This is a genomic window from Variovorax sp. Root473 (assembly GCF_001426505.1).
Classification (GTDB): Bacteria; Pseudomonadota; Gammaproteobacteria; order Burkholderiales; family Burkholderiaceae_C; genus Variovorax.
Genome location: NZ_LMEV01000013.1, coordinates 262144 through 285582 on the forward strand (window position 1 = coordinate 262144; position 23439 = coordinate 285582).

Annotated in this window: 22 protein-coding genes and 1 pseudogene; 16 read left to right on the forward strand and 7 right to left on the reverse strand. The window is 65.4% G+C overall.

The window, feature by feature from the left end; translation table 11 throughout:
- Nucleotides 1–68: 68 nt before the first annotated feature.
- A complete protein-coding gene (locus ASD34_RS07660; RefSeq protein ID WP_056575149.1) occupies nucleotides 69–1019 on the forward strand; it encodes a hypothetical protein in 951 nt (316 codons plus the stop codon).
- A gap of 26 nt (nucleotides 1020–1045) precedes the next feature.
- Here the strand turns inward: ASD34_RS07660 and ASD34_RS07665 are convergent, their stop codons facing one another.
- Both ASD34_RS07665 and ASD34_RS07670 read right to left on the reverse strand, forming a co-directional pair.
- Nucleotides 1046–1720 carry a response regulator transcription factor gene (locus ASD34_RS07665; protein WP_056575150.1) on the reverse strand — a complete coding sequence of 225 codons (675 nt, stop codon included), beginning with the start codon at nucleotides 1718–1720 and terminating at the stop codon, nucleotides 1046–1048.
- A 62-nt stretch (nucleotides 1721–1782) separates the two neighbouring features.
- Nucleotides 1783–2268, reverse strand: coding sequence for a MarR family winged helix-turn-helix transcriptional regulator (locus tag ASD34_RS07670; RefSeq protein WP_056575151.1), 486 nt, complete (start codon nucleotides 2266–2268; stop codon nucleotides 1783–1785).
- A 146-nt stretch (nucleotides 2269–2414) separates the two neighbouring features.
- Here ASD34_RS07670 and recA point away from each other — a divergent pair, with 146 nt between their 5' ends.
- From recA to ASD34_RS07685, 3 genes are all read left to right on the forward strand, one after another.
- Nucleotides 2415–3524, forward strand: coding sequence for a recombinase RecA (recA, locus tag ASD34_RS07675; protein WP_056575156.1), 1110 nt, complete (start codon nucleotides 2415–2417; stop codon nucleotides 3522–3524).
- Between the two features lie 67 nt (nucleotides 3525–3591).
- Nucleotides 3592–4065: a recombination regulator RecX gene (recX, locus tag ASD34_RS07680; RefSeq protein ID WP_056575159.1), complete on the forward strand. Its 474-nt coding sequence runs from the start codon at nucleotides 3592–3594 to the stop codon at nucleotides 4063–4065.
- Complete coding sequence (locus ASD34_RS07685) at nucleotides 4034–4474, forward strand: hypothetical protein (protein WP_056575162.1); 441 nt, start codon at nucleotides 4034–4036, stop codon at nucleotides 4472–4474. The genes recX and ASD34_RS07685 overlap by 32 nt, the downstream gene beginning before the upstream one ends.
- Nucleotides 4475–4485: 11 nt before the next feature.
- Here ASD34_RS07685 and yiaA read toward each other — a convergent pair whose 3' ends face one another.
- Complete coding sequence (gene yiaA / locus ASD34_RS07690; protein ID WP_056575169.1) at nucleotides 4486–4926, reverse strand: inner membrane protein YiaA; 441 nt, start codon at nucleotides 4924–4926, stop codon at nucleotides 4486–4488.
- Nucleotides 4927–5038: 112 nt separating this feature from the next.
- Here yiaA and ASD34_RS07695 point away from each other — a divergent pair, with 112 nt between their 5' ends.
- The 3 genes from ASD34_RS07695 to ASD34_RS07705 all read left to right on the forward strand — a co-directional run bounded on the left by ASD34_RS07695 (nucleotide 5039) and on the right by ASD34_RS07705 (nucleotide 8403).
- Entirely contained in the window at nucleotides 5039–5761 is a 723-nt protein-coding gene (locus ASD34_RS07695; RefSeq protein WP_056575172.1) for a hypothetical protein, read from the forward strand.
- 133 nt (nucleotides 5762–5894) lie between these two features.
- On the forward strand, nucleotides 5895–6845 hold the full coding sequence (locus tag ASD34_RS07700; RefSeq protein ID WP_056575175.1) for a bestrophin family protein: 951 nt from the start codon (nucleotides 5895–5897) through the stop codon (nucleotides 6843–6845).
- A gap of 58 nt (nucleotides 6846–6903) precedes the next feature.
- On the forward strand, nucleotides 6904–8403 hold the full coding sequence (locus ASD34_RS07705; RefSeq protein WP_056575177.1) for a succinate CoA transferase: 1500 nt from the start codon (nucleotides 6904–6906) through the stop codon (nucleotides 8401–8403).
- A 65-nt stretch (nucleotides 8404–8468) separates the two neighbouring features.
- Here the strand turns inward: ASD34_RS07705 and argC are convergent, their stop codons facing one another.
- Entirely contained in the window at nucleotides 8469–9392 is a 924-nt protein-coding gene (gene argC, locus ASD34_RS07710) for an N-acetyl-gamma-glutamyl-phosphate reductase (RefSeq protein ID WP_056575179.1), read from the reverse strand.
- Between the two features lie 207 nt (nucleotides 9393–9599).
- Between argC and sucC the strand changes: the two genes are divergently transcribed.
- From sucC to ASD34_RS07750, 8 genes are all read left to right on the forward strand, one after another.
- On the forward strand, nucleotides 9600–10766 hold the full coding sequence (gene sucC, locus ASD34_RS07715) for an ADP-forming succinate--CoA ligase subunit beta (protein WP_056575181.1): 1167 nt from the start codon (nucleotides 9600–9602) through the stop codon (nucleotides 10764–10766).
- Between the two features lie 10 nt (nucleotides 10767–10776).
- Nucleotides 10777–11670: a succinate--CoA ligase subunit alpha gene (gene sucD / locus ASD34_RS07720; protein WP_056575184.1), complete on the forward strand. Its 894-nt coding sequence runs from the start codon at nucleotides 10777–10779 to the stop codon at nucleotides 11668–11670.
- 116 nt (nucleotides 11671–11786) lie between these two features.
- Nucleotides 11787–12470, forward strand: a complete 684-nt coding sequence (locus ASD34_RS07725) for a TerC family protein (protein ID WP_056575187.1) — start codon at nucleotides 11787–11789, stop codon at nucleotides 12468–12470.
- A 26-nt stretch (nucleotides 12471–12496) separates the two neighbouring features.
- Nucleotides 12497–13306, forward strand: a complete 810-nt coding sequence (locus tag ASD34_RS07730) for a Stp1/IreP family PP2C-type Ser/Thr phosphatase (RefSeq protein WP_056575190.1) — start codon at nucleotides 12497–12499, stop codon at nucleotides 13304–13306.
- A 73-nt stretch (nucleotides 13307–13379) separates the two neighbouring features.
- A complete protein-coding gene (locus ASD34_RS07735; protein WP_056575193.1) occupies nucleotides 13380–14030 on the forward strand; it encodes an FHA domain-containing protein in 651 nt (216 codons plus the stop codon).
- A 75-nt stretch (nucleotides 14031–14105) separates the two neighbouring features.
- Nucleotides 14106–16364, forward strand: a complete 2259-nt coding sequence (locus ASD34_RS07740; RefSeq protein WP_056575196.1) for a CHASE2 domain-containing protein — start codon at nucleotides 14106–14108, stop codon at nucleotides 16362–16364.
- 29 nt (nucleotides 16365–16393) lie between these two features.
- Nucleotides 16394–17197, forward strand: coding sequence for a 3',5'-cyclic-nucleotide phosphodiesterase (locus ASD34_RS07745; RefSeq protein WP_056575199.1), 804 nt, complete (start codon nucleotides 16394–16396; stop codon nucleotides 17195–17197).
- A gap of 202 nt (nucleotides 17198–17399) precedes the next feature.
- On the forward strand, nucleotides 17400–17930 hold the full coding sequence (locus tag ASD34_RS07750; RefSeq protein ID WP_082548530.1) for a pilin: 531 nt from the start codon (nucleotides 17400–17402) through the stop codon (nucleotides 17928–17930).
- A 53-nt stretch (nucleotides 17931–17983) separates the two neighbouring features.
- Here ASD34_RS07750 and ASD34_RS28095 read toward each other — a convergent pair.
- Nucleotides 17984–18181, reverse strand: a pseudogene (locus ASD34_RS28095) (transcriptional regulator); the annotation flags it as partial.
- A 353-nt stretch (nucleotides 18182–18534) separates the two neighbouring features.
- On the opposite strand from ASD34_RS28095, the gene ASD34_RS07755 reads away from it, so the two are divergent.
- Nucleotides 18535–18873 (forward strand): hypothetical protein, encoded by a 339-nt coding sequence (locus ASD34_RS07755; RefSeq protein ID WP_157609655.1) that lies wholly within the window; start codon nucleotides 18535–18537, stop codon nucleotides 18871–18873.
- Nucleotides 18874–19206: 333 nt separating this feature from the next.
- Here ASD34_RS07755 and ASD34_RS27040 read toward each other — a convergent pair whose 3' ends face one another.
- Together ASD34_RS27040 and ASD34_RS07765 are read right to left on the reverse strand one after the other, a co-directional pair.
- The gene (locus ASD34_RS27040; RefSeq protein ID WP_082548531.1) at nucleotides 19207–22752 is read right to left on the reverse strand and encodes a pilus assembly protein; all 3546 of its coding nucleotides are present in this window, start codon (nucleotides 22750–22752) and stop codon (nucleotides 19207–19209) included.
- A 3-nt stretch (nucleotides 22753–22755) separates the two neighbouring features.
- Complete coding sequence (locus ASD34_RS07765) at nucleotides 22756–23367, reverse strand: hypothetical protein (protein WP_056575207.1); 612 nt, start codon at nucleotides 23365–23367, stop codon at nucleotides 22756–22758.
- Nucleotides 23368–23439: the final 72 nt, after the last annotated feature.

Consider the following 23439-nt stretch of genomic DNA (forward strand, 5'->3'; position numbering starts at 1 on the left):
TGACAAGGTGTGACTGGTTGTAGCCTTGGTGTGCAGTTTCTGCAATTCAAAAACATCAGGGAGAAATCATGAAGCAAAAGACCGTGGGCGGCTGCCCCAAGCCGCTCTGGATGGCCGCGACCGTGTTGGCCGCCAGCGTGGGCATGACCGCATGCGGCGGCGGTGGTGGTGGCGGCGGTGGCATGCCGATGCTGCCGATCGCACCGATTCCAGCGCCCGCACCCTCTCCGTCCCCCTCGCCCGCACCGGCCGAGAATCGCGATCCTGTGCCGGGCTCCGAGCCGTCGCCTTCGCTGAGCGCGCCGCAGCCCGGTTCCACTGCTGCAGTGGGCAACGACAGCGAAGGCATTTACGCGGGCGTGCGAGGCATTGCCTTCGTCGGCACCAACGGTTCGTTGGCAGGCAGCTTCCTCGGGGGCACGATGTGGGGTTCGCTGAAGGTCACGGGGCTCGACTGGTCGTTCAACCCGGACACCGAGTTGTATGTTCCGCCCAACGCATATCCGGTGACGGGCTCGGGCACCTTCACGCCGAAGAAGTCGGTGGATGGCACCTACGCCTACGACAACCGCACGCCGTCCGATGTCGGCCCGCTGGCCTACACGATCGAGAACGCGCTGGCGGTGTCGCAGGCGAGCATGGCCGGCACGTGGTCCAACACCGACAGCAGCCCGAGCCTGGGCGTGACGGTGCAGGTCGATGGCCAGGGCGTGTTCACCGGCAGCACGAGCGGCGTGCAGATCGGCCAGTGCACGCTCTCGGGCACCGTCGCCCTGGCGCAGCCCGGCTCGGCCAAGAACATGTACAGCCTCACGCTGAAGGCCGTGAATGCCGCCACGGCCAGCACCAACGACTGCAAGCTCACCCCTGCCGCCACCGGCAGCTATGCCGGGCCGGCCATCATCGGGCTGGTGCCGGCGGGCGTGTACGACAGCAACGGCTACTTCCGCAGCCTCATGTTCCTGATCCGTTCGAACACCGGCGCCACGCTGCTCGTCAATCTGCGCAAGCAGCCCTGACGGCATTGAGCGCGGGCGGGGCACGCTCAACCGGGAATCTTCTCGAGGCAGTAGCCCAGCCCGCGCACCGTCGCGATGCGCACCGGGCCCTTCTCGATCTTCTTGCGCAGGCGGTGGATGTAGACCTCAATGGCGTTGATGCTCACCTCTTCGCCCCATTCGCACAGCCGGTCCACCAGCTGGTCCTTGCTGACCAGCCGGCCGGCGCGCTGCAGCAGCACTTCGAGCAGGCCCAGTTCGCGCGCCGACAGCTCGATCATCTTGCCGTCGATGGTCGCCACGCGGCCGGCCTGGTCGTAGACCAGCGGGCCGTGGCGGATCGCGTTGCTGGTGGCACCCATGCCGCGCCGCGTGAGGGCGCGCACGCGCGCCTCGAGCTCCTGCAGGCTGAAGGGCTTGGCCATGTAGTCGTCGGCGCCGTGGTCCAGGCCCTTGACGCGCTCTTCCACGCTGTCGGCCGCCGTGAGCACCAGCACCGGCAGCTGCGAGCCGCGTGCGCGCAGGCGCTTGAGGATCTCGATGCCGTGCAGGCTGGGCAGCCCGAGGTCGAGGATCAGCAGGTCGAACTCGCTGTGGGTCATGAGCGCGGTGTCGGCCTGCGAGCCGTTGGCCACATGATCGACCGCCGCGCCCGAGGTGCGCAGGCTGCGCAGCAGGGCATCGGCCAGCACCTGGTCGTCTTCGGCAATCAGTATTCGCATGAGCCACCTCCGGCGGATTCAGGCGCCATGCCGGCGCTGTTCACATTTGTCTCAACGCGAGTCTAGCCCGCTGTATAGGCCTCGAGTCCGATGGTTACCACGGTGGCGATCTCGTCGCCCACGCTGGCGCGGAACTCGCGCTCGGTCTGCGTCACGGCGCGGCGGAAGGCGTCCAGCCAGGCCAGCCCGTCGGCCGTGAACAGCACGCGCCGCGCGCGTGCGTCGAGCGGGTCGGGCCCGCGCGTGACCAGCCCCCAGGCCTCGCACTGGTCGACCAGCGCGCCCATGGCCTGCTTGGTCATGCCGGCGCGTTCGGCCAGCTCGGTCAGCCGCGAACCTTCGCGCGCCAGGTGCCGCGTGATGTGGATGTGCGCCGCGCTCACCTGCGCGCGCGCCGCGAGGTTCGACAGCGCCAGCGGCACCTCGATGTCGTGCGCCATGAGCGCGAGCACGCGTTCGTCGAAGCGACGCATGGCGTGGCCCAGCAGGCGGCCCAGGTGGGTCTGGCGCCAGGCGTCGGGATCGGTGGGAAAGGCGGGGTCGGACATGCCGTCAAATGGTAAGCCAAACTGACCATAAAGTGGGTTTGCAAACTCTAATGAGCCCCTACACTACTGTTCAAGCATCCAGCCTGTGGTTAAAAGCAGATGGATGAATCCCGACACAAACCGTTGATATTCAAGGAGATTTCCACATGGACGCAGTCGTCAAGGGCGCAAGCATCTCGGTCGCCAACAGTGAAAAGGCCAAGGCCCTGCAGGCCGCACTGGCCCAGATCGAAAAGCAGTTCGGCAAGGGCACGATCATGCGCCTGGGCGAAGGCGAGGCGCTCGAAGACATCCAGGTGGTCTCCACCGGCTCGCTGGGCCTGGACATCGCCCTGGGCGTCGGCGGCCTGCCGCGCGGCCGCGTCGTTGAAATCTACGGCCCGGAATCCTCGGGCAAGACCACGCTCACGCTGCAGGTGATCGCCTCCATGCAAAAGCAGGCCGGCACCTGCGCCTTCGTCGACGCCGAACACGCACTCGACGTGCAGTACGCCCAGAAGCTCGGCGTGAACCTGTCCGACCTGCTGATCAGCCAGCCCGACACCGGCGAGCAGGCGCTCGAAATCGTCGATTCGCTGGTGCGCTCGGGCGCCGTCGACCTGATCGTGGTCGACTCGGTCGCCGCGCTCACGCCCAAGGCCGAAATCGAAGGCGAAATGGGCGACTCGCTGCCCGGCCTGCAGGCCCGCCTGATGAGCCAGGCGCTGCGCAAGCTCACAGCCACGATCAAGAAGACCAACTGCATGGTCATCTTCATCAACCAGATCCGCATGAAGATCGGTGTGATGTTCGGCTCGCCCGAAACCACCACCGGCGGCAACGCGCTGAAGTTCTACGCCTCGGTGCGCCTGGACATCCGCCGCATCGGCACCATCAAGAAGGGCGACGAAGCCATCGGCAACGAAACCAAGGTGAAGGTGGTGAAGAACAAGGTGAGCCCGCCGTTCAAGACGGCGGAGTTCGACATCCTGTTCGGCGAAGGCATCAGCCGCGAAGGCGAGATCATCGACATGGGCGTCACGGCCAAGATCATCGACAAGTCGGGCGCCTGGTACGCCTACAACGGCGAGAAGATCGGCCAGGGCCGCGACAACGCCCGCGAGTTCCTGCGCGAGAACCCCGACCTGTCGCGCGAGATCGAGAACAAGGTGCGCGAGTCGCTGGGCATCCCGCTGCTGGCCGCCGATGCGGGCGCCGAACCCGAGAAGGCCGAGAAGCCTGCCAAGGCATCGAAGGCCGACAAGGCGGCGGAGTAAGTTCAAGGAAGGCGGCCCTTCGCGCAGCCCTTCGCGCACTGCGAGGGCCGCGCGAGCGACTCACCAAATGGCTTTCAGCGCCCCCTCCCTCAAAGGCCGCGCGCTGCGCCTCCTGAGCCAGCGCGAGCATTCGCGCGCGGAGCTGGAGCGCAAGCTGGCCAGGCACGAGGAAGAGCCCGGCACGCTGGCCAAGGCGCTCGATGAGCTGGCCGCCAAGGACTTCATCAGCGAGCCGCGCGTCGTCGCCTCGGTGCTGCACCAGCGCGCCGCCCGTTCGGGTGCACTGCGCGTGAAGCAGGAGCTGCAGGCCAAGGGCATCGCGCCCGAAGCCATCGCGCAGGCGGTGGCCGGCTTGAAGGAGACCGAAGTCGAGCGCGCCACGGCCCTGTGGCGCCGCCGCTTCGACGCGCCACCGGCCGATGCGAAGGAGCGCGCGAAACAGATGCGATTCCTGATGGCGCGCGGTTTCTCGGGCGCTGTCGTGTCCAAGGTGCTCAGGAGCGACTTCGATGACACAAGCGACGACAACCCCGACGAGTGAAGACGGCGCGCCCTCCCGCGTCATCACGCAGCGCGTGAACTGCGAATGGCGCGACGCCTATGCGCTCGCGTCCGACCCGACACGGCTGCCCGACTGGGCCAGTGGCCTCTCGAAAAGCGCACTGGTGCCGCACGGCGACCACTGGATCGTGCGCACACCCGAAAGCGGCGAGGCCCGCATGCGCTTTGCGCCGCCCAATGATCTCGGCGTGCTCGACCACTGGGTGGCGCCCGAAGGCGTGCCCGAGGTCTACCTGCCGTTTCGCGTGATCGGCGTGGCGCCGGGGGTGTGCGAGCTGCAGTTCACGTTGCTGCGCCAGCCGCACATGGACGATGCGGCCTTTGCGCGCGATGCCGAATGGATCGCGCGCGACCTGCAGGCCCTGCGCCGCCTGCTTGAGGCGGGCTGAGCCCGGCGTGTCTACTCGGCGGCCGCGACGTCGTCGGCCAGCGGGTTCTCGGCCTTGTACGCGGCAATGTCGCGCACGTTCTTCTGCACGGCCACCGCGCCGAACAGGCTCAGCAGGAAGGCCATGGCGTAGAAGCCCTTTTCGCTCGCGGCCAGCGAGGCGTTGAACAGGCCGATGGCCAGCAGGCCCACCGACAGCAGCAGCGAGACCCAGCACAGGCCGAAGTAGATGCCGGTGACCGAGATGCCCTCGAGCCGGTCACGGACCGTCTTTTGCAGCGACACGGCGGAGAACAGCCCGTACATCAGGATGGTGAAGTAGTAGCCCTTCTCGTTGAGCTGCATCGCGGCATTCCACAGCCCGAGCAGGTACACGATGGCGCCGATGATCAGCGCGGCCCAGGACGCGGCGACGAATGCGCCGGTCGGTTTCTGAAATCTGACGGTTCCCACGGCGATCCTCCTCGTTGTTGTGTCGCGCGATTATGGTGCGGGAAGGCGGTGGCATGATCGCCAGCGACCGGCCTCGCAGGAGGCGGCTTTTCAAAAAACCGAGGAACCGCCCATGTCGTCGCCACCCGCCCCTCCGCAGTCTCTCGTTCGCACTGGCGCGAAGGCCGGCTTCGCCTTCGCCGGCTCGGCCATCAAGGGCGCGCTGATCGGCCTGTTCCTCGGCGGCGGCGTGTTCTTCTACTACGTCAGCCAGCTGCAGGGGCCGGGCAACACGGCGGCGCGGGCCGGCGGGGCCGGCGCCATCGTGGCGCTGATCACGTCGCCGCCGTTGCTGGTGGCCGTTCTCCTGGCGTTGTTTGTCGGCGTGTACTTCCTGCTCGGCGTGCAGCGGGGCCGCGCCCGCGCGATGCAGCACCTGGTTGCGGCGCGCGGCGAGGCCGTGTCGCAGCGGCTGGGCGACGCCATCGCGGGCCGCATCGAAGCCATGCCGCGCACGCACGGCGGCATGCAGCGCGTGGCCGACTGGCTCTCGCCCGACGCTCTGTGCCAGCAGCTCGCGCCGGTGCTCGGCGAAGGCCGGGCCGTGCGCGCGGTGGTCGGCTTCGTGCTGGGCCGCCTGCCCCTGAGCGACATGCTGGCCGAGTGGCAGCAGGAACGTGCCGCGCACGGTGCGACGACGCCGGCGACGGGCGAAGACCCGGCCCTGCGCGCCCTGCTCACGCGCCGCATCCACGAGGTGCTGCAGGAGATGGCGACGCCCTCGCGCAAGCTCTTTTACATCGCGCTGGCTGCGCAGGCCGTCCTCCTGGGCGTCGGGCTGTGGCTCGTGCGCTGAGCCCGACCGTCTTCGTTGGTCTTGGGGTGCCTGGTCGCCCTCGCGCAGACGCCTCGGCGACAATCAGCGCCCGCGCGGGCCTTGCGGCGTGCGCGGCCTCCATGCCTGCCTGTCTCCCCTGCACCCCGCTTTCATGATCGTCCGGAAACGCCCGTCCGGGCTCAAGCTGTTTCTGTCATGGCGGGGCTCCGTCCTGCCGCGCATCGCCGCGGCGCTGACGCTCAATGTGCTCGTGGCGATCGTCGTCACGGTGCTTCACGGCAGCTTCGGCTCGATCAAGATTCCGCTCGGCACCGTGCCCTTCACGCTGCTGGGCCTGCCGCTGGCGATCTTCCTGGGCTTTCGCAACAACGCGGCCTACGACCGTTTCTGGGAAGCGCGCAAGCTCTGGGGCGAGGTGATCCTGCGTTCGCGCAACCTGGCGCGCCAGTGCCAGAGCCTCATCGACGGCGATGCGCCGGTGAACGCCGGCGCCGACACCGTCCGCCGCCTGGACGACCTGCGCGTGCGCATGACCTTGCGCGCCGCGGCCTTTGCTCATGCGCTGCGCCACCAACTGCGTAGCACCGACGCTGCCGCCGACACCCAGCCCTTCCTGCGCGAGGCGGAGTGGCAGGGCCTGACGCAGGTCGCCAACCGGCCGCACGCATTGCTCATGCACATGGGCGCAGACCTGCGCGAAGCGCTGCGCGCGCGGCGCATCGACCCGGCATTGGCGGCGGGCGTGGACGGCACGCTGTCGGCGCTGAGTGCTGCGGCCGCTTCGTGCGAACGCATCCTCGGCACGCCCATTCCCTTTTCGTACACGCTGCTGCTGCACCGCACGGCGTACCTCTACTGCTACCTGCTGCCCTTCGGGCTGGTGGACTCGGTCGGGTTCATGACGCCGGTGGTGGTACTGATCGTGGCCTACACCTTCTTCGGCCTCGATGCGCTCGGCGACGAGATCGAGGAGCCCTTCGGCACCGAGTCGAACGACCTGCCGCTCGAGGCGCTGTGCCGCACGCTCGAGATCGACCTGTGCCAGTCGGTGGGCACACCGGCGCCGCAGCCGCTGGTGCCGGTCGACTACTTCCTTCGCTGACACCCGCGCGTGCGCGGTGTCAGCCTCGTTCCCTCTCACGAAAAACGCTCTGCCCACCATGTCGCACGAAGACCGAATCCGCCTGCCCGCGCTGCGAAGCCGCATCACCACCGCCGAGACCGCCGCCGAATGGATCCGCGACGGCATGGTGGTTGGCATGAGCGGCTTCACGCGCGCCGGCGACGCCAAGGCCGTGCCGCTGGCGCTCGCGGCCCGCGCGCGCCGCGAGCCGATGAAGATCACGCTGATGACCGGCGCCTCGCTCGGCGGCGACGTCGACCGCCAGCTGACCGAGGCCGACGCCATCAGCCGGCGCATGCCGTTCCAGGTCGACTCCGTGCTGCGCCAGGCGATCAACCGCGGCGAGGTGATGTTCATCGACCACCACCTGTCGGAAACCGTCGAGATGCTGCGCACGCGGCAGATCCCGCCGATCGACATCGCGATCATCGAGGCCGTGGCCATCACCGAGACCGGCGCGCTGGTGCCGAGCACCTCGATCGGCAACAGCGCGAGCTTCGCGATCCTGGCGGACAAGGTGATCGTCGAGATCAACACCTCGCAGTCGACCGCGCTCGAAGGGCTGCACGACATCTTCATTCCCAAGCACCGCCCGCAGCGCGAGCCGATGCCGCTGGTGACGCCGCGCGACCGCATCGGCACGTCGGCCATCGAGATCCCGCCCGAGAAGATCCTGGGCATCGTCATCACCGACAAGGCCGACAGCACCTCCACCGTGCTGCCGGCGGACGCCGAGACCGCGGCCATCGCGGCGCACCTGGTGGCGTTCTTCGAGCGCGAGGTGGCGCAGGGCCGGCTCACCGAACGGCTGCTGCCGCTGCAGGCGGGCATCGGCACGGTCGCCAACGCGGTGATGTCGGGGCTGGGCGCGGGGCCCTTCGAGCACCTCACGATGTACTCGGAGGTGCTGCAGGACTCGACCTTCGACCTGTTCGATGCCGGCAAGCTCGACTTTGCTTCAGGCTCGTCGATCACGCTGTCGCCTGCGAAGGCGCGGCAGGTCTTCGGCGACCTGGAGCGCTACAAAGACCGGCTGGTGCTGCGGCCGCAGGAGGTGAGCAACCACCCGGAGATCATCCGGCGCCTGGGCATCATCGCGCTGAACACGGCGCTGGAGGCCGACATCTACGGCAACGTCAATTCGACCCACGTGCTGGGCACGCACATGATGAACGGCATCGGTGGCTCGGGCGACTTCGCGCGCAACGCCTACCTGTCGATCTTCGCGACCAAGTCGGTGGCCAAGCAGGGCGCGGTGTCGAGCATCGTGCCGATGGTGTCGCACGTCGACCATGCGCCGCAGGACGTCGACATCCTGGTCACCGAGGTAGGCCTGGCCGACCTGCGCGGGCTGGCGCCGCGCGAGCGGGCGGCGGCGATCATCGCGAACTGCGCGGCCGAGCCGTACCGCGCGATGCTGCAGGACTACCACGCGCGCGCCGTGGCGACCTGCGGCGGCCACACGCCGCATCGGCTCGAAGAGGCTTTTTCGTGGCACGTGCGCTACCGCGACACGGGCACGATGCGATTGGACTGAAAGCAGAAAGGCCGGTCCTTGCGGGCCGGCCTTTCTCTTCTCTTATCAGCGCTTGAAGCGGAGGCTCAGAGCGCCAGCATCAGCTTCAGGTTCTGCACCGCGGCGCCGCTGGCGCCCTTGCCCAGGTTGTCCAGGCGCGCGATCACCACGGCGTGGCGGTGGTCCTCGTTCGGGAACACGCGGATCTCGAGCTGGTTGGTGTCGTTGAGCGCCAGCGCGTCGAGCTTGCCGTCGTCGGTCGGCGGCAGCACTTTCACGAACTGCTCGGGCGTGTTGCTCCGGGCATAGTGGGCGGCCAGGGCGTCCTGCAGGTCGCCGGCCTTGGGCTTGCCGGGCAGCAGGTCCAGGTGCAGCGGCAGCTGCACCAGCATGCCCTGCTTGAAGTTGCCCACCGACGGAATGAAGACCGGCCGGCGCGTGAGGCCGGTGTAGGTCATGATTTCGGGGATGTGCTTGTGCTTCAGGCCCAGCGCGTAGGTCTCGAACAGCGGCGCCTTGCCGGCCTCGTAGTCCTCGATCATGGTGCGGCCGCCGCCCGAGTAGCCGCTCACGGAAGGCAGTGAGAGCGGCGTGTCGGCCGGCAGGATGCCCGCATCGACCAGCGGACGCACCATGGCGATGGCGCCGGTGGCGTAGCAGCCGGGGTTGCCGACACGGTCGGCCTGGGCCACGGCCTGCCAGTGGCCTTCGACGAGTTCGGGGAAGCCGAAGACCCAGCCCGGCGCGATGCGGTGGGCGGTCGAGGCGTCGATGATCTTGGGCTTTTGGCCCGGGAGCTGGTCGATCAGCGCGACCGACTCGCGCGCCGCGTCGTCGTGCAGGCACAGCACCACGAGGTCGACGCCGGCCATCAGCTCGCGCTTGGCGGCCACGTCCTTGCGCAGCTCGGGCGCGATGCTCACGAGTTCGATTTGCGGCATCGTTTGCAGCCGCTCGCGAATTTGCAGGCCGGTGGTGCCGGCTTCGCCGTCGATGAAAACCTTGGCCATATCGGAGTATGCGTAGGGTGGCTAGAAGAAAGTACGTATTGACCGCAGCCGCGCATCAAGTATTGGTGCGGCGCACCATGATACAGTCCGCGGTTGTTCGCCGCCCCCAGCCGTCAGGCTGCCGTCGCCCGCGAACAACAGAGCAGAAACAACAGTCTCACTCCCGATCTCCCGTTCTCAACCTCCTCCTTCCGAGAGACATCCCTCATGAAGATTCACGAGTACCAAGGCAAGGAAATCCTTGCCAAGTTCGGCGTGCCGGTGCCGCGCGGCATCCCGGCCTACACGGTTCAGGAGGCGGTCGAGGCCGCCCAGAAGCTTGGAGGCCCGGTCTGGGTCGTCAAGGCCCAGATCCACGCGGGTGGCCGCGGCAAGGGCGGCGGTGTCAAGGTCGCCAAGTCGATCGAAGACGTCAAGAAGCTGGCCGGCGAGATCCTCGGCATGCAGCTCAAGACCCACCAGACCGGCCCTGAAGGCCAGAAGGTGCGTCGCCTCTACATCGAAGACGGCGCCGACATCAACAAGGAATACTACATTTCGGCCGTGACCGACCGCGCCACCCAGAAGGTGGCGTTCATCGCTTCGAGCGAAGGCGGCATGGACATCGAGGAAGTGGCCCATTCCACCCCCGAGAAGATCATCACGGTCTACGCCGATCCCAAGGACGGCCTGACCGACGCGCAAGCCAAGGAAATCGCCGACGGCATCGGCATGCCGGCCGATTCGACCGCGCAAACGGTCGACATCCTGAAGAAGCTCTACACCTGCTACATGGAGACGGATGCCTCGCTGGTCGAGATCAACCCGCTCAACCGTGACAGCAAGGGCAACGTCATGGCGCTGGACGCCAAGTTCAACTTCGACAGCAACGCGCTGTTCCGCCACCCCGAAATCGTGGCCCTGCGCGACCTGGACGAAGAAGACGCGGCCGAAGTCGAAGCCTCGAAGTTCGACCTCGCCTACATCTCGCTGGACGGCAACATCGGCTGCCTGGTGAACGGTGCCGGCCTGGCCATGGCCACCATGGACACCATCAAGCTGTTCGGCGGCGAGCCGGCCAACTTCCTGGACGTGGGCGGCGGTGCCACCCCCGAGAAGGTCACGGAAGCCTTCAAGATCATGCTGAAGAACAAGAACGTGGAAGCCATCCTCGTGAACATCTTCGGCGGCATCATGAAGTGCGACACCATCGCCACCGGCGTGATCGCAGCCTGCAAGGCCGTGAATCTGCAAGTGCCGCTGGTCGTGCGCATGAAGGGCACCAACGAAGTCGAAGGCAAGAAGCTGCTGGCCGAGTCGGGCCTGCCGATCATCAGCGCCGACACCATGGCGGACGCGGCCCAGAAGGTCGTGGCAGCAGTCAAGAAGGCCTAAGGAACAAGTCATGTCGATCTACATCAACAAAGACACCAAAGTCATCACGCAAGGCATCACCGGCAAGACCGGTCAGTTCCACACCGAGAAGTGCCAGGAATACGCGAACGGCAAGAACGCCTTCGTGGCCGGCGTGAACCCGAAGAAGGCCGGCGAGTCGATCTTCAACATCCCGATCTTCGGTTCGGTGAAGGAAGCCGCCACGCAGACCGGCGCGACCGTGTCGGTGATCTACGTGCCGCCGGCAGGCGCCGCGGCCGCCATCTGGGAAGCTGTCGAAGCCGACCTGGACATGGCGATCTGCATCACCGAAGGCATTCCGGTTCGCGACATGCTCGAAGTGCGCAACAAGATGAAGGCCAAGGAAGCGGCCGGCGGCAAGAAGACCCTGCTGCTGGGCCCGAACTGCCCCGGCCTGATCACGCCCGACGAAATCAAGATCGGCATCATGCCCGGCCACATCCACCGCAAGGGCCGCATCGGCGTGGTCTCGCGTTCGGGCACGCTGACGTACGAAGCCGTGGCGCAACTGACGGAAATCGGCCTGGGCCAATCGTCGGCAGTCGGCATCGGCGGCGACCCGATCAACGGTCTGAAGCACATCGACGTGATGAAGGCCTTCAACGACGATCCGGACACCGACGCCGTCATCATGATCGGCGAAATCGGCGGCCCCGACGAGGCTGACGCAGCCCGCTGGTGCAAGGACAACATGAAGAAGCCGGTCGTCGGCTTCATCGCGGGTGTCACCGCCCCTCCCGGCAAGCGCATGGGCCACGCCGGTGCGCTGATCTCGGGCGGCGCCGACACGGCCGAAGCCAAGCTCGCCATCATGGAAGAGTGCGGTTTCACCGTGACGCGCAATTTCTCGGAGCTGGCAAAGCTGCTCAAGGGCAAGCTGTAAAAAGCACACGTATCGCTGGCGGCATTCCCGCCGCTCGCATTACCACGCAGAAATGAAAAAGCGCCCGCATTGAGTTGCGGGCGCTTTTTTAACTACAACACAGTGGAATCAGAGACATGGAACTTCTTCAAAGCACGGACTTCTGGATCGGTCTGATCAAGATCGTCTGGATCAACATCATCCTCTCGGGCGACAACGCCGTCGTGATCGCCATGGCGGCGCGATCGCTGCCACCCGCGCAACAAAAAAAAGCCGTGCTGTTCGGCTCGGGCGCGGCCGTCGTGCTGCGCATCGTGCTGACGGTGGTGGCGGCCAAGCTGCTCGCGCTGCCCTACCTGCAGATCATCGGCGGCCTGCTGCTGCTGTGGATCGGCTTGCAGCTGCTCAGCGAGGAAGATGAAGGCGACGGCGAGTCCAAGGAATACGGCAGCATGTTCGCCGCCGTGCGGACCATCCTGCTGGCCGACCTCGTGATGAGCCTGGACAACGTGATCGCCGTGGCCGCTGCGGCACAAGGCAGCATGGTGCTGCTGGTGTTGGGCCTGGCCATCAGCATCCCCTTGGTGATTTTCGGCAGCACGCTCATGATCAAGCTCATGGAACGTTTCCCGATCATCGTCATGCTGGGCGCCGCGCTGATCGGCTGGGTCGGCGGCGAAACCATCGTGAGCGACGTGTCGCTGCGCGAGGCGCTGATGGCCAACCCCTGGCTGCACTACGCGGGCGCCATTGCCGGTGTGGTGGTGGTCGTGGGCCTGGGCAAACTCCTGCAACAGCGCGCGCGCGCTGCGGCGAACTGATTTTTGAGAGTGGGCGCTGACAAACGATGGCGAGTGTTGGTGTCTCTCTTTTCTCCAGTCGACCGGCGCTGAGCTGGGAATTTGCGGCGCAGACCGATGTCGGGCGCCTGCGCGCCCACAACGAAGACGCCGTGCATGTCGACCCGGCCCTCGGCCTGGCGCTGCTGGCCGACGGCATGGGCGGCTACAAGGGCGGTGAAGTGGCCAGTGCCATGGCCATTTCGCTGATGCACGCGAGCTTCGGCCGCTGGTTCGCCCAGGCCGGCATGCAGGCACCCGCTCGTGTGGTCCGGCGAGCGCTGCAGGCGGCCACCGACGAGGCCAACGGCGCCATCCTCCAGGCCGGCGCCACCCATGAAGAGCTGCGCGGCATGGGCACGACCCTTGTGCTGGCGGCGTTCCGCCCCCAGCGCGTGGTGGTTGGGCACATCGGCGATTCGCGCTGCTACCGCCTGCGCAACCACAAGCTGGAGCAGCTCACGCGCGACCACTCGCTGCGCCAGCAGCAGCTCGACGCGGGCGCCATCACGCCCGAAGAGGCCCTGAACTCCCCCACCCGCAACCTCGTGACGCGGGCTGTCGGCGTGGAGTCCCAGGTCCTGCTGGAGATGCACGAGCACAGCGCCCGGCCGGGCGACCTGTACATGCTGTGTTCCGACGGGCTCAGCGAGATGGTGCAGGATGCGCAGCTTTTCACGCTTTTGAGCCGCGATCTGGGGCTCAAAGAGATGGCTTCACTTTTGGTTGCAATTTCAAACGACAATGGCGGCCGGGATAACATTTCCGTTGTTCTGGCCAAGGCGGGCGTCAGCGAAGCGACCCGCGGGGCCATGTAGCAGCCAACCCGGGCGGCCGACCGTTTGCGCCGCCTGACGGTGCTGGATCTTTGCAAACGGGGAGTAATCGGCCATGCCGAAGATGATCATTTCGGTCGATGGTGTCGTCATCGGCCAAGTGGCGCTCGCCAAGAATCGCACGACGTTGGGCCGCCGCGCCTACAACGACATCGTGATCGACAATCTCGCCGTCAGCGGCGAGCATGCCGTGCTGCACATGAGCGGCGGCGAAGTCGAAATTGAAGATCTCAACAGCACCAACGGCACCTACGTCAATGCGCTTGCTGTCCAGAAGCAGGCGCTCCAGGACAACGACGTCATCGAGGTCGGTGGCTGCCGCATCCATTTCCGCGCGCACAGCAACCTCATGGCTGGCCCTGGCTCCGTGCGGGCCTCGCTCTCCGAGTATTCCGCCCCGATGCCGCTCTCGTCGGCGCCCACTGAATCGGGCGCGCTGGTCGAGTTGGGCGTGCCTGTGCTGCGCGTGCTCTCCGGCACCAACGAAGGCAAGGACGTCCCGCTGCAGAAAGTGGTCACCACCATCGGCAAGCCCGGCGTGGCCGTGGCGGTCGTCACCCGCCGCCGACAAGGCTACGTGGCGGCCACCGTCGTCGGCAGCGTCACGCTCAACAACAGGCCGCTGGGCGCCGAAGCCGTCGTGCTGCAGGAAGGCGACGTGCTCGAACTGGGCGGCGCCACGCGCATGCAGTTCGTCCGGATCTGAACCGGCTCGGGCGCCTTTCTCCGTCCGCCCCCGCTTTTTTGCCGACAGGCTCCCGTTGTCCAAGGCTGATCGGCCATGAGCGCATTGCTGCGGCACTGGCCGCGCATTGCCATCACGCTGCTGCCTGTGGTGTTGGCGCTGCTGCACGCCACGGGCGCTTTGCGGCTGGGCGTGATCGAGCATCTGGACCACCTGATCTACGATGCCCGCCTGCGCGCCACCATGCCGGATACGCCCGACACGCGGATCGTGATCGTCGATGTCGACGACGCCAGCCTGGCGCGCGAGGGCCAATGGCCCTGGCCGCGCGACAAGATCGCCAGCCTCACGAATGAATTGCTGGTCCGCCAGCGCGCGGCCGTGCTGGGCTTCGACGTGATGTTTCTCGAGCCCGACCGCAGCTCCGGCCTCGGGCGCCTGAAAGAGATCGCCGCCGGCCCTTTGCGTGGCGTGCCGGGCCTTGCCGCCGAGATCGACCGGCTTGCGCCGACCCTCGACCATGACGCGACCCTGGCCCAGGCCCTGCGCGGCCAGCCCGTGGCACTCGGCTATTACTTCACGCGCACCGAACAGCCCAGCGCCAAGGGACTGCTGCCGGCCACGCCGGTGCTCCCGCCCGAGGCGTTTCCACCGCATGCCTCCTTCGTTACGCTCTGGAACGGATTCGGCGCCAGCCTGCCGGTGCTGGCGAGCGCGGCGCCCGTCGCGGGGTTCCTCAACACCCTCGTCGGTGATGGCGGCGACGACGGCGTGATCCGCAGCGTGCCGCTCATCGCGCGCTACGAAGGCGAACATGCGTCGCCCGGGCACTATGAGTCCCTGGCGCTGGCGGTGTACCGGCTCGCGAGCGGTTCGCCGCCGGTGCGGCCGGCGCTCGTGGCCGGCGACGGCAACTTTCCGCGCCTGCAGGCGCTGGTGCTGGGGTCGTTGCGCATCCCGGTCGACCAGAGCGCCAGCCTGCAGGTGCCGTTCCGCGGCCCCGGTGGTCCGCGTGCGGGGTCCTTCCGCTACGTGGCCGCAGCCGACGTGCTCGCGGGCCGTCTGGCGCCGGGCGAACTGAAGGACAAGATCGTGCTGCTCGGCGCCACCGCGCCGGGCCTGCAGGACCTGCGCGCGACGCCCGTCGGCGCTGCGTTCCCGGGCGTCGAAGTGCACGCCAACATCGTCTCGGGCTTGCTCGACCGGCGGCTGCTGGCCGTGCCAGACTACGCACCCGGCTATGAAGTGCTCACCGTGCTGGCGGCGGGGCTGCTGCTGGCCTTCGGGCTGTCTCTGTTCTCCGCATCGCGCGCCGTGCTGCTCGGTGCGGGCGTGGTCGCGGCATTGGTCGGCCTCAACACCTGGCTCTACATCGGACACAGCCTCGTGCTCCCGCTGGCGTCGGCGCTCGCGATGGCGGCGCTGGCCTTCGCGCTCAACATGAGCTGGGGCTACTTCGTCGAATCGCGTGCACGGCGCGGGCTGGTGCGGCTCTTTGGCACCTACGTGCCGCCGCAGCTGGTCGACGAAATGCTCGTGCGCCCCGGCCGCTACAGCATGCGCGCCGAGAGCAAGGAAATGACCGTGATGTTCTGCGACATGCGCGACTTCACCCGGCTGTCCGAGCAGATGGCGCCCGCCGAGCTGCAGGCCTTTCTGAACACCGTCTTCAGCCGGCTCACCGAGGTGATCAGCGCGCACCGCGGCACCGTCGACAAATACATGGGCGACTGCGTCATGGCCTTCTGGGGCGCACCCATCGACACCCCCGACCACGCCGCGCTCGCCGTACAGGCCGCGCTCGACATGGCCGCCGCGGTGCACGACATCAACCGCCAGCACCGCGCGAGCGGCCGCCCCGAGATCAGCGCCGGCATCGGCCTGAACAGCGGCCTCATGAGCGTCGGCGACATGGGCTCCACCGCACGCCGCAGCTACACCGTGGTCGGCGATGCGGTCAATCTCGCGGCGCGACTGGAGGGCCTGAGCGGACACTACGGCGTCGAGATCGTGGCCAGCAGCGCGACCCGCGATGCAGCCCCCGGCTTCGTCTGGCAGGAACTCGACAGCGTGCGCGTCAAGGGCAAGGCCCAGGCCGTCGCCATCTACACCCCGCTCGTGGTGCAGGCCACTGCCGAAGCACAGGACACGCGACAGCAACTCGACCGATGGAACGAGGTGCTCGCCGCCTACCGCCGCCAGGACTGGGCGCTGGGCCGAAACTTGCTGGCTCCCCTGCTCGCCGCGGATGCCAAAAAAGTCCTTTACCAGCTCTATGCCCAGCGTTTAGCCTCGATGGCGCTACGCCCGCAAGACCCGGACTGGGACGGTGCCACCCGGTTCGACACCAAATGACGACAGAAGCAACCAAGGGGTCTTCCACAATGCAGGTACGCGTGCTGGGTTGCTCGGGCGCCATCGCCAAGGACTGCCGCACCACCTCGTTCCTGGTCGATGCGGACCTGCTCGTGGACGCCGGCACGGGCGTCGGCGATCTCACCCTCGACGAGATGGCCGCCATCGACGACGTGGTGCTCACCCACTCGCACCTGGACCACATCGCCGCCCTCCCCCTGATGCTCGACGCCATCGGCAGCCGCCGCACCCGGCCGCTGCGCGTGCATGCATTGGCAGCCACCATCGACGCGCTGCGGTCGCACGTGTTCAACAACGTCATCTGGCCGAATTTCGAACGCATCCCCAGTCCCGAATCGCCCTTCGTGAGCTTTCATGAGATCACCGTCGGGCAACGCCTCGAGCTGGGCAGCGACGCCCCCAAGCTCATCGAAGTGCTGCCGGCCGTCCACACCGTGCCGGCCTGCGGCTTCGCCATCCGCCGCGCAGAAGGCGGCGCCCACTGGGTCTTCAGCGGCGACACCGAACGCAACCCGCCCTTCTGGGAGCGCATCAACGCCATCGACGTGGCGATGTTGGTCATCGAGACGGCCTTCAGCTCCCGCGAGGAAGCCCTGGCCGAACGTAGCCTGCACCTGTCGCCGGTGGCGCTGGCGCACGAACTGGCGCAGATCGATCCGGGCAAGCAATACCCGATCTACATCACCCACACCAAGCCCGCAGAGACCGAGGAAATCATGAGCCAGATCGAGATGCTGGCGGGGCGCGAGGTGGCAGGGTTGGCGCAGCGGGACATCCGCTGGCTCAAGGCGAACGGGGTGCTGACCTTCTGACCCAGCGGGTCCGGGCATGACAAATTTGTCGACACAATTGGCATCTGAGTGCGAGTTGTGTCACATCATGTAACCATCTTGTGACCAAAGACGGTCCGATCAAGGGCTTCAGAGGAGGGAGGCCAGGTGGCACGGATGCTGCGGAAGGTATTGCGCTCCGGGCTGGTTCCCGGGCTCTACAAACCAACCTGGAGTTAATCGAATGAACCGTCGTTCTATTGCACGCAATGTGCAAAAGGGTTTCACCCTCATCGAATTGATGATCGTTGTGGCGATCATCGGCATCTTGGCTGCAGTTGCACTGCCGGCGTATCAGGACTACACGATCCGCACCAAAATTTCGGAAGGCCTCGTTCTGGCAACAGCACTCAAGACCGCAATTGCCGAAACACACCAATCCAAGGGCCCTGGCACCAAGCTTTGCGCAACCGCACAGACGGAATGCGATGTGATTGGCACGACCCTTATGGACTCGGTGGCTTTGACTGGCAACAAGAATGTCGCTTCCGTCACCAGCGACGCGACTGGCATTATCACGATCACCTATAAGACCACGGTTTTGCCCGCTGCTGAAGCTGATCTGACCATCGAGCCCGTTGGCCCCAACGGAACGACGGCTCTCGACTTGAGCAACGCTGCAACTGCTGGTACGACCATCAACTGGCGCTGCGGCGGCGCAAGCGCTGCAAGCACTGTCAAAGAAAAGTTTCGCCCGGCTGCTTGCCGTAGCTAATTCTCTTCTGGAGTGAAAGAGCCGCCTTCGGGCGGCTTTTTTGCGTCTGTCGCCTAGACCTGTTCGCTGCGCCAGACCGTCAGCACCTTGCCGAACACCGCGAAGTCCATCTTCTGCGTGATCTCGAAGAGGTCGTAGTCCGGGTTGAAGGACTTGGCGCGCAGCACCAGGCCGTTCTCTGTAGGGATGCGCTGCAGTTGCTTGATGAAGCCGTGATTGCCAACGCGGAAGAAGTAGACGCCGTCGCCGCCGTGGGATGCTGAAAAGCGGGGGCAGAATCAATTTCTCAGCAGCGTCATTTGCCGATGCAAGGGCACGGCGTGTTTCGTCACGTTGACGCGCAGGCCCTCATCGACAATGCGGTCTTCCGCCGTCGATTCAGAATCTGCCCGATGCGCCCCCAAGCCCTGTAAATCTCTCTCAGCGAAGCCGGCCCTGCACTGACGCCGCCACGGAGGCGCTTCACACTCTGATCCGCTAGATCGAGAAGGCTCGCCAGACGCTGGCGGCGTGACACGACGGCATCGGCACCTACCGCTAGGCTCATTCGTAGGTGCTGCTGCCGCGGGAAGACGGCTGACGGCCGCGCGTAGGCAATAGGTGTTTGCGCTGGACGAAGACCGATCACGAGACACTGTGTGAACTGGTGTGTGACGCTTTAGGCGAGCGGCATGCGCGCGAGGGCAATGGCGATGAGGGTGAAGAGCTCAAGGCGCTGTTCGCCCGGCACGCGGAGATCGACTTCGACACCGACCGGCAGCAGATGGTGCGGGCCATGAAGGACGTGGCTGAAGCGTATCCAGCAGGGACTGCGGCGAAGGCGGCGGCCCAGGAGGCCAGGCATGACGACAGGCAGGCTGCCGCGCCCTGCCGCAAGAAGGCCAGCGCCCTGCATACCGAACGGAACCCGATGCGCAGCAGTGCGACATCAAGACGGCGCTGATGCAGAACGCGAACCAGGCCTACGCAGCCAAGGATCTACCTGCGTTGCTGGAACTGCAGCTGCAGATCGAGCAGATCGACGCCGGCCACATCGCGAGCGCTTGAAGCACTACAACAAGGTGCTGGGCGAGCAACTGGCGGAACTGAAAGCGGAGATCGAGGGCGTCGAGATGCGGTTCTGCTACGACCCCTACGGGCTCGAGCCCGGGCACGCACCATCGACCCGCGCAAGCTGGGTCCACGGCTCGAGCAGCATTGCCGGTGGCTGCGCGATTCCGCATGTGGGCTCGCCCCATTCTTTTGAGAGCACTGATCGGCGTTGCGCCCCGTCCCGTCAGTTCGCCACGACTTCCCGCCACATGATCCGCGTAGGCGTCGTCGCCGACGGCACCGTCACGTCAAAGACCTTGTTTTTCCCATCGGACGTGCGAACGAGAATCTTGATCGCGCCGTTCGGCAGCCCCTCGGGCTGCACGCGACTTGCCAGCACATTGCCGATGAAGCGGCTGCTCAGATTGGGGATCGCCCCGCCGTTCGCGTAATTGAGGAAGTACAGATTGGAGCTTCCGCCTGGCGAGCACTCGTCGCTGGAGGGAATGTTTGTCGTGAAGGCCAGAACGCCCTGGAACAGCACCGGGCTCGTGTACGAACGCTCGCCCACCGGAGTGGTCGCGAAGTCGAGTACCCAGCCTTTCTTGGTGGCCAGGTCCAGGGGGTTGCTGGTCACGTTGATGTTGCCGCCCGAGAGGGTCGCCGTTTGCCTGACGAGGCTGGTGCGCAGCGGGGTGATGGTTGGCGAGTCGGACTTGTCATCCAGCAGGCCGTAGAACGATTGCGCCTGGCTGGCGTTGGCATTGGCACCGGTTCCTCCGGGAATGTCAGAGGCGCCGAGGTACTGGCCCGTGCCCACAAACACCATGCGCTTGTTCTTGACCACCCCCAACTCAATCGCGTTGGTGATGGGTTGCGCCGTGCCCCCGCTGTCGACCAGCGTGGCGAGCCGCCTGACATTCCAGTCGGTCGTCGAATTGGACGAGAGATCGAACCGCCAGACGTTGCCGTACAAATCTCCGCCATACACGTAATCGGCCGTGTCGTCGGTGCCGGGGCTGACCAAGAACGCGCTGATCTTGGCCAGCCCGCTGGGATTGGCGCTCGTGCCCACCCCGGTGCTGATGTCCTTGATCAGTTCGCCTGTCGCGGTGTTCAGAACATAGAGGTGCCCCGTCCCGTCGCCGCCGGTGTCGGAGCCATTGTTGTAGCCGGAGGTCACCAGCGTGACCCATCCCGCGGCCTTGGTTTTCACATTCAGGGGCGTGCCGTAGGAATAGCCGGTGCTGTTCCTGACGGCGTCGGTGGTGTTCGCATTGGGAAACTCCCACATCACCTTGCTCGCCACGTCAGCTTCCGACGCAGCCGAGGGCGAGGTCACATTCAAGGCGTAGTAGCCGCGTCCCCCCTTGCCGAGGCCTCCCACGAGCACGGTCGACCAGTTGGGTGAAGGGGGCGTGGGCAGGTTGGCGCTTGTATTGCTCAGGTCCACGTCCGTCGCCACGGCCGTGCCGTCGACATAGAAGCGATGCTGGAACGTGGGGGCTTGCTGGGTGAGGCCGACCAGGGAGCTGGTCGCCGTGGCCGTGGGGGAGAGATTGCTGGCCAGCAGACTGCCGGGCACGTAGGCCCACAGTTCGTTGCCGGTGGTCGCATCGAATGCGTGCAGCATGCCGTCGTTGGCGCCCTGATAGACGACTTTGGTCCGACTGGCTGCGGCGCCGGCCTTGAACGCGGCGTAGCCCGCATCGGTGTAGCTCGAGCGAGGGGCCGAAACATAGGTGGGCTCGGCGTTCACGATGTCCCCGAGCACGTGAGTGCGCGTCCGGTAGGGGCGTGCACTGGCGCTGTCGGTGCCTTCCTTGCTGCGATCACCCCGCAGGTAGGAGAGTACGGCGGCGTTGTCGGCCGGGCCGGGCGGTGTTGCGGGTGAGTTCAGTCGCGCGACCTGTGCGGCGCTGAGCCCGTCCGTGGTGAACGCGACGCCCGAAGCGCCGTTGAAGCTGGCGATCTTGCGGGTGCTGAAGACCTTGTCGTCTAACAGCGACTGTGCGGACCAGAGCGGGGTCGTGCCCACCAGCCCGGTATCGACATCGATCGCGAACGCTTCCAGGTTGCCGTACCAGGACCCGGAGTTGAAGTTGGAAGCAAAGGCCGTGTTGTCGCCTGAGCGGACGTTCGGATTGCTCACGGCCACGGAGGCCGCCGCGCCTGTGCGATTGACGATATTGTTAAGAATCGACGTCAGTGCGGTCTGCAATCTTGCCGGATCGTTGGCGTTGAAATACTGCCCATGGCCGTTCAGGGCGGCGTGCCAGAGGTCGTCGATGGCGGTTGCTGAATTGGCCACCGGCGTGGGCCAAGAATTCGAACCGCTCGGCGGTGTGGAAAGGGTACCGCTGGCGCCCAGGCCGATGGTGAATGTCACCATGTGTTGCCACGTCGCGGGGTCGGATGCGTTGGCTGCCACCTTGCCGGCGGACGACGCGGGCGCTGTGAGATCGGAAATCCAGTACTTCATTGCGACGTCCGCCAAGGTGTCGGATGCGCTGTTTCCATCGTAGAAGGGGGCAGGAAAATTTTCCCCGACCTTCAACGGAACGCCTGCAATAGGATCGTTAATCGCCACTTTGGCGATATCGTCGTAATAGACATTGGCCGGGAGTGTTGGGACTTTTCTGTCCAGGTTTCCCACGTTTGCCGGAGCCCCACCGTTCCAATATCCATCGGTCGACAGAATCGTGTAATTGGGCGTGCAGGCGAGAGGAACGGTGACATTTCGGGGTGTCGTTGACGATGCCCCGGGCATGGTGCCGGACGTATAGTATTGGCCGGCGCGATCCAACGCCGTGACAAGAGGTGTGCCTCCATCAGGATCAATTCCATACACGCGGTTGTACCAAGTGAGTTTTTGTGCAGAATCAAAATTGGCGAGCGCGACAAAGTTTGAGGCTTTTGTGTTTTCGCTGCCGGAGTTGTTGTTGATGGTGGAGAAGCCAACTCTTGATTTTCCATCGAGGGCGGAAAATGCAATTCCAAGAGATGATTTTGCGGTTGCGATGCGTGTTCGATAATAGGTGAACCAATTGGCGAAGTTCTGCAGTTCTTGAGCGTACGTGCAGGTGTTCCCCATCCCGCAGTCTGTTCGTGATGCGGCACGCGAGTATGTTGGCGTGTCTGGTGTGATCTCTACACGAGAATAGTACGTGTCACTGTTTTGGTTCGAGCCCGGATTTTCAGTGGCGGTGTTTGTTGTTTTCCAAGAGTAATAAAATGCGTAGCGTGCGTATTTCTTGCTATAGGTCGCGCTGCTGCTGTCGCGGCAATTGTCGTTCTTCACAAAGGACGATGCATCGTATAGAGGGAGAACTGCGGATTCTTTCCCCCAGCAACTTTGTCTCAAATCAACAGTGTCGGTGTTTGTGGAGAAAAATGGATTAATCCGGGCGGCCGCAACAGGGCTATTTCCCATGCTGGATGTAAATGTCGGTGCGAGGCTGTCGTATTTCACTGCCGGCAAATAGGTGATGGCCGGGTTGTAGTAAAGCTTATTAAAGGTGGGGGAGTAGAAGGCGCGATTCGTCTTTCCGCTGTTGTAGGCAGCGGTGGCATCTGTGCCCGTAATCGTTTCCCAAAGCATACTTCCCGAATTGTCGAGCGTGAACAAAATATTGGGCTTGACTCTGCTTTGCACAATCAGCGGGGCATCCGTCAGATCCGTTGCCGCCAGCAAGAACGTCGGCTGCAAAGCAATGGATGCGATCAGCGCATGAACAAGGGTGCGCGAGACGTAATTCTTTTGCATGATGAATTTGAATTGTGTTGCCATCGATCAGCCAAATGGCAATTCGATCGTTGTCTGAACAATGCTGCTGGTGTTGCGCGGGCCGAGAACGCGCACAGTCACCCGGTAGTGGATCGTGGGCCGGGTTGCCGGCGGCGGTGTCAGGCTTCCGAAGATGTTGGTGGTCTGCGCATGGCTGTTGTTGTCGTCGCCTGCGTTTCCTCCTGCCGAAAACGGCTGCCCCGCCACGCATTTGCTGGTCAGCAGGGTCAGGGGGTCGGTCTTGGCGGGGGCTGTGGCGCACAGCCGGTCGATCACGTACTGCACCCGGTACAGGGATTCATCTGTGCACGAGATGGCCGCGACGCCGCCTTCATGGTCGTAGCAGGGGACCGAACCCCAATTGATCGTGTTGGGAACGCCGTTCGCATCCACGGCCTGCATCAGGCGGTAGTACTTGTTCGCCACGTCGGCATCGGCCTCGGCGAGTGTCGGCAGCGCATTGAAGGCGCGTTCCGCGCCCGTATCGGCGATGCTGGTGGCCGCCTGCTTGAAGGCGGCATTGCCCGAGATCACGCCGGCCGTGTCCGTAGAGCGCAGCAGCGCGGCTGCGGCCAGCGACAGCACCAGCACGGCGATCAAGGCGATGAAAACGACCACCCCTTTTTGCTGCGTGCCACTGCGATGTGGTCGACGGGTGAAAGCAGGCTTCGTGGGGGAGGGAGCGGATGT

What these genes read in the sequence shown, in the direction of transcription:
- ASD34_RS07660 (WP_056575149.1), top strand. Translation starts at nt 69, where the DNA reads ATGAAGCAAAAGACCGTGGGCGGCTGCCCCAAGCCGCTCTGGATGGCC.
- ASD34_RS07665 (WP_056575150.1), bottom strand. Translation starts at nt 1,720, where the DNA reads ATGCGAATACTGATTGCCGAAGACGACCAGGTGCTGGCCGATGCCCTG.
- ASD34_RS07670 (WP_056575151.1), bottom strand. Translation starts at nt 2,268, where the DNA reads ATGTCCGACCCCGCCTTTCCCACCGATCCCGACGCCTGGCGCCAGACC.
- recA (WP_056575156.1), top strand. Translation starts at nt 2,415, where the DNA reads ATGGACGCAGTCGTCAAGGGCGCAAGCATCTCGGTCGCCAACAGTGAA.
- recX (WP_056575159.1), top strand. Translation starts at nt 3,592, where the DNA reads ATGGCTTTCAGCGCCCCCTCCCTCAAAGGCCGCGCGCTGCGCCTCCTG.
- ASD34_RS07685 (WP_056575162.1), top strand. Translation starts at nt 4,034, where the DNA reads ATGACACAAGCGACGACAACCCCGACGAGTGAAGACGGCGCGCCCTCC.
- ASD34_RS07695 (WP_056575172.1), top strand. Translation starts at nt 5,039, where the DNA reads ATGTCGTCGCCACCCGCCCCTCCGCAGTCTCTCGTTCGCACTGGCGCG.
- ASD34_RS07700 (WP_056575175.1), top strand. Translation starts at nt 5,895, where the DNA reads ATGATCGTCCGGAAACGCCCGTCCGGGCTCAAGCTGTTTCTGTCATGG.
- ASD34_RS07705 (WP_056575177.1), top strand. Translation starts at nt 6,904, where the DNA reads ATGTCGCACGAAGACCGAATCCGCCTGCCCGCGCTGCGAAGCCGCATC.
- argC (WP_056575179.1), bottom strand. Translation starts at nt 9,392, where the DNA reads ATGGCCAAGGTTTTCATCGACGGCGAAGCCGGCACCACCGGCCTGCAA.
- sucC (WP_056575181.1), top strand. Translation starts at nt 9,600, where the DNA reads ATGAAGATTCACGAGTACCAAGGCAAGGAAATCCTTGCCAAGTTCGGC.
- sucD (WP_056575184.1), top strand. Translation starts at nt 10,777, where the DNA reads ATGTCGATCTACATCAACAAAGACACCAAAGTCATCACGCAAGGCATC.
- ASD34_RS07725 (WP_056575187.1), top strand. Translation starts at nt 11,787, where the DNA reads ATGGAACTTCTTCAAAGCACGGACTTCTGGATCGGTCTGATCAAGATC.
- ASD34_RS07730 (WP_056575190.1), top strand. Translation starts at nt 12,497, where the DNA reads ATGGCGAGTGTTGGTGTCTCTCTTTTCTCCAGTCGACCGGCGCTGAGC.
- ASD34_RS07735 (WP_056575193.1), top strand. Translation starts at nt 13,380, where the DNA reads ATGCCGAAGATGATCATTTCGGTCGATGGTGTCGTCATCGGCCAAGTG.
- ASD34_RS07740 (WP_056575196.1), top strand. Translation starts at nt 14,106, where the DNA reads ATGAGCGCATTGCTGCGGCACTGGCCGCGCATTGCCATCACGCTGCTG.
- ASD34_RS07745 (WP_056575199.1), top strand. Translation starts at nt 16,394, where the DNA reads ATGCAGGTACGCGTGCTGGGTTGCTCGGGCGCCATCGCCAAGGACTGC.
- ASD34_RS07750 (WP_082548530.1), top strand. Translation starts at nt 17,400, where the DNA reads ATGAACCGTCGTTCTATTGCACGCAATGTGCAAAAGGGTTTCACCCTC.
- ASD34_RS27040 (WP_082548531.1), bottom strand. Translation starts at nt 22,752, where the DNA reads ATGGCAACACAATTCAAATTCATCATGCAAAAGAATTACGTCTCGCGC.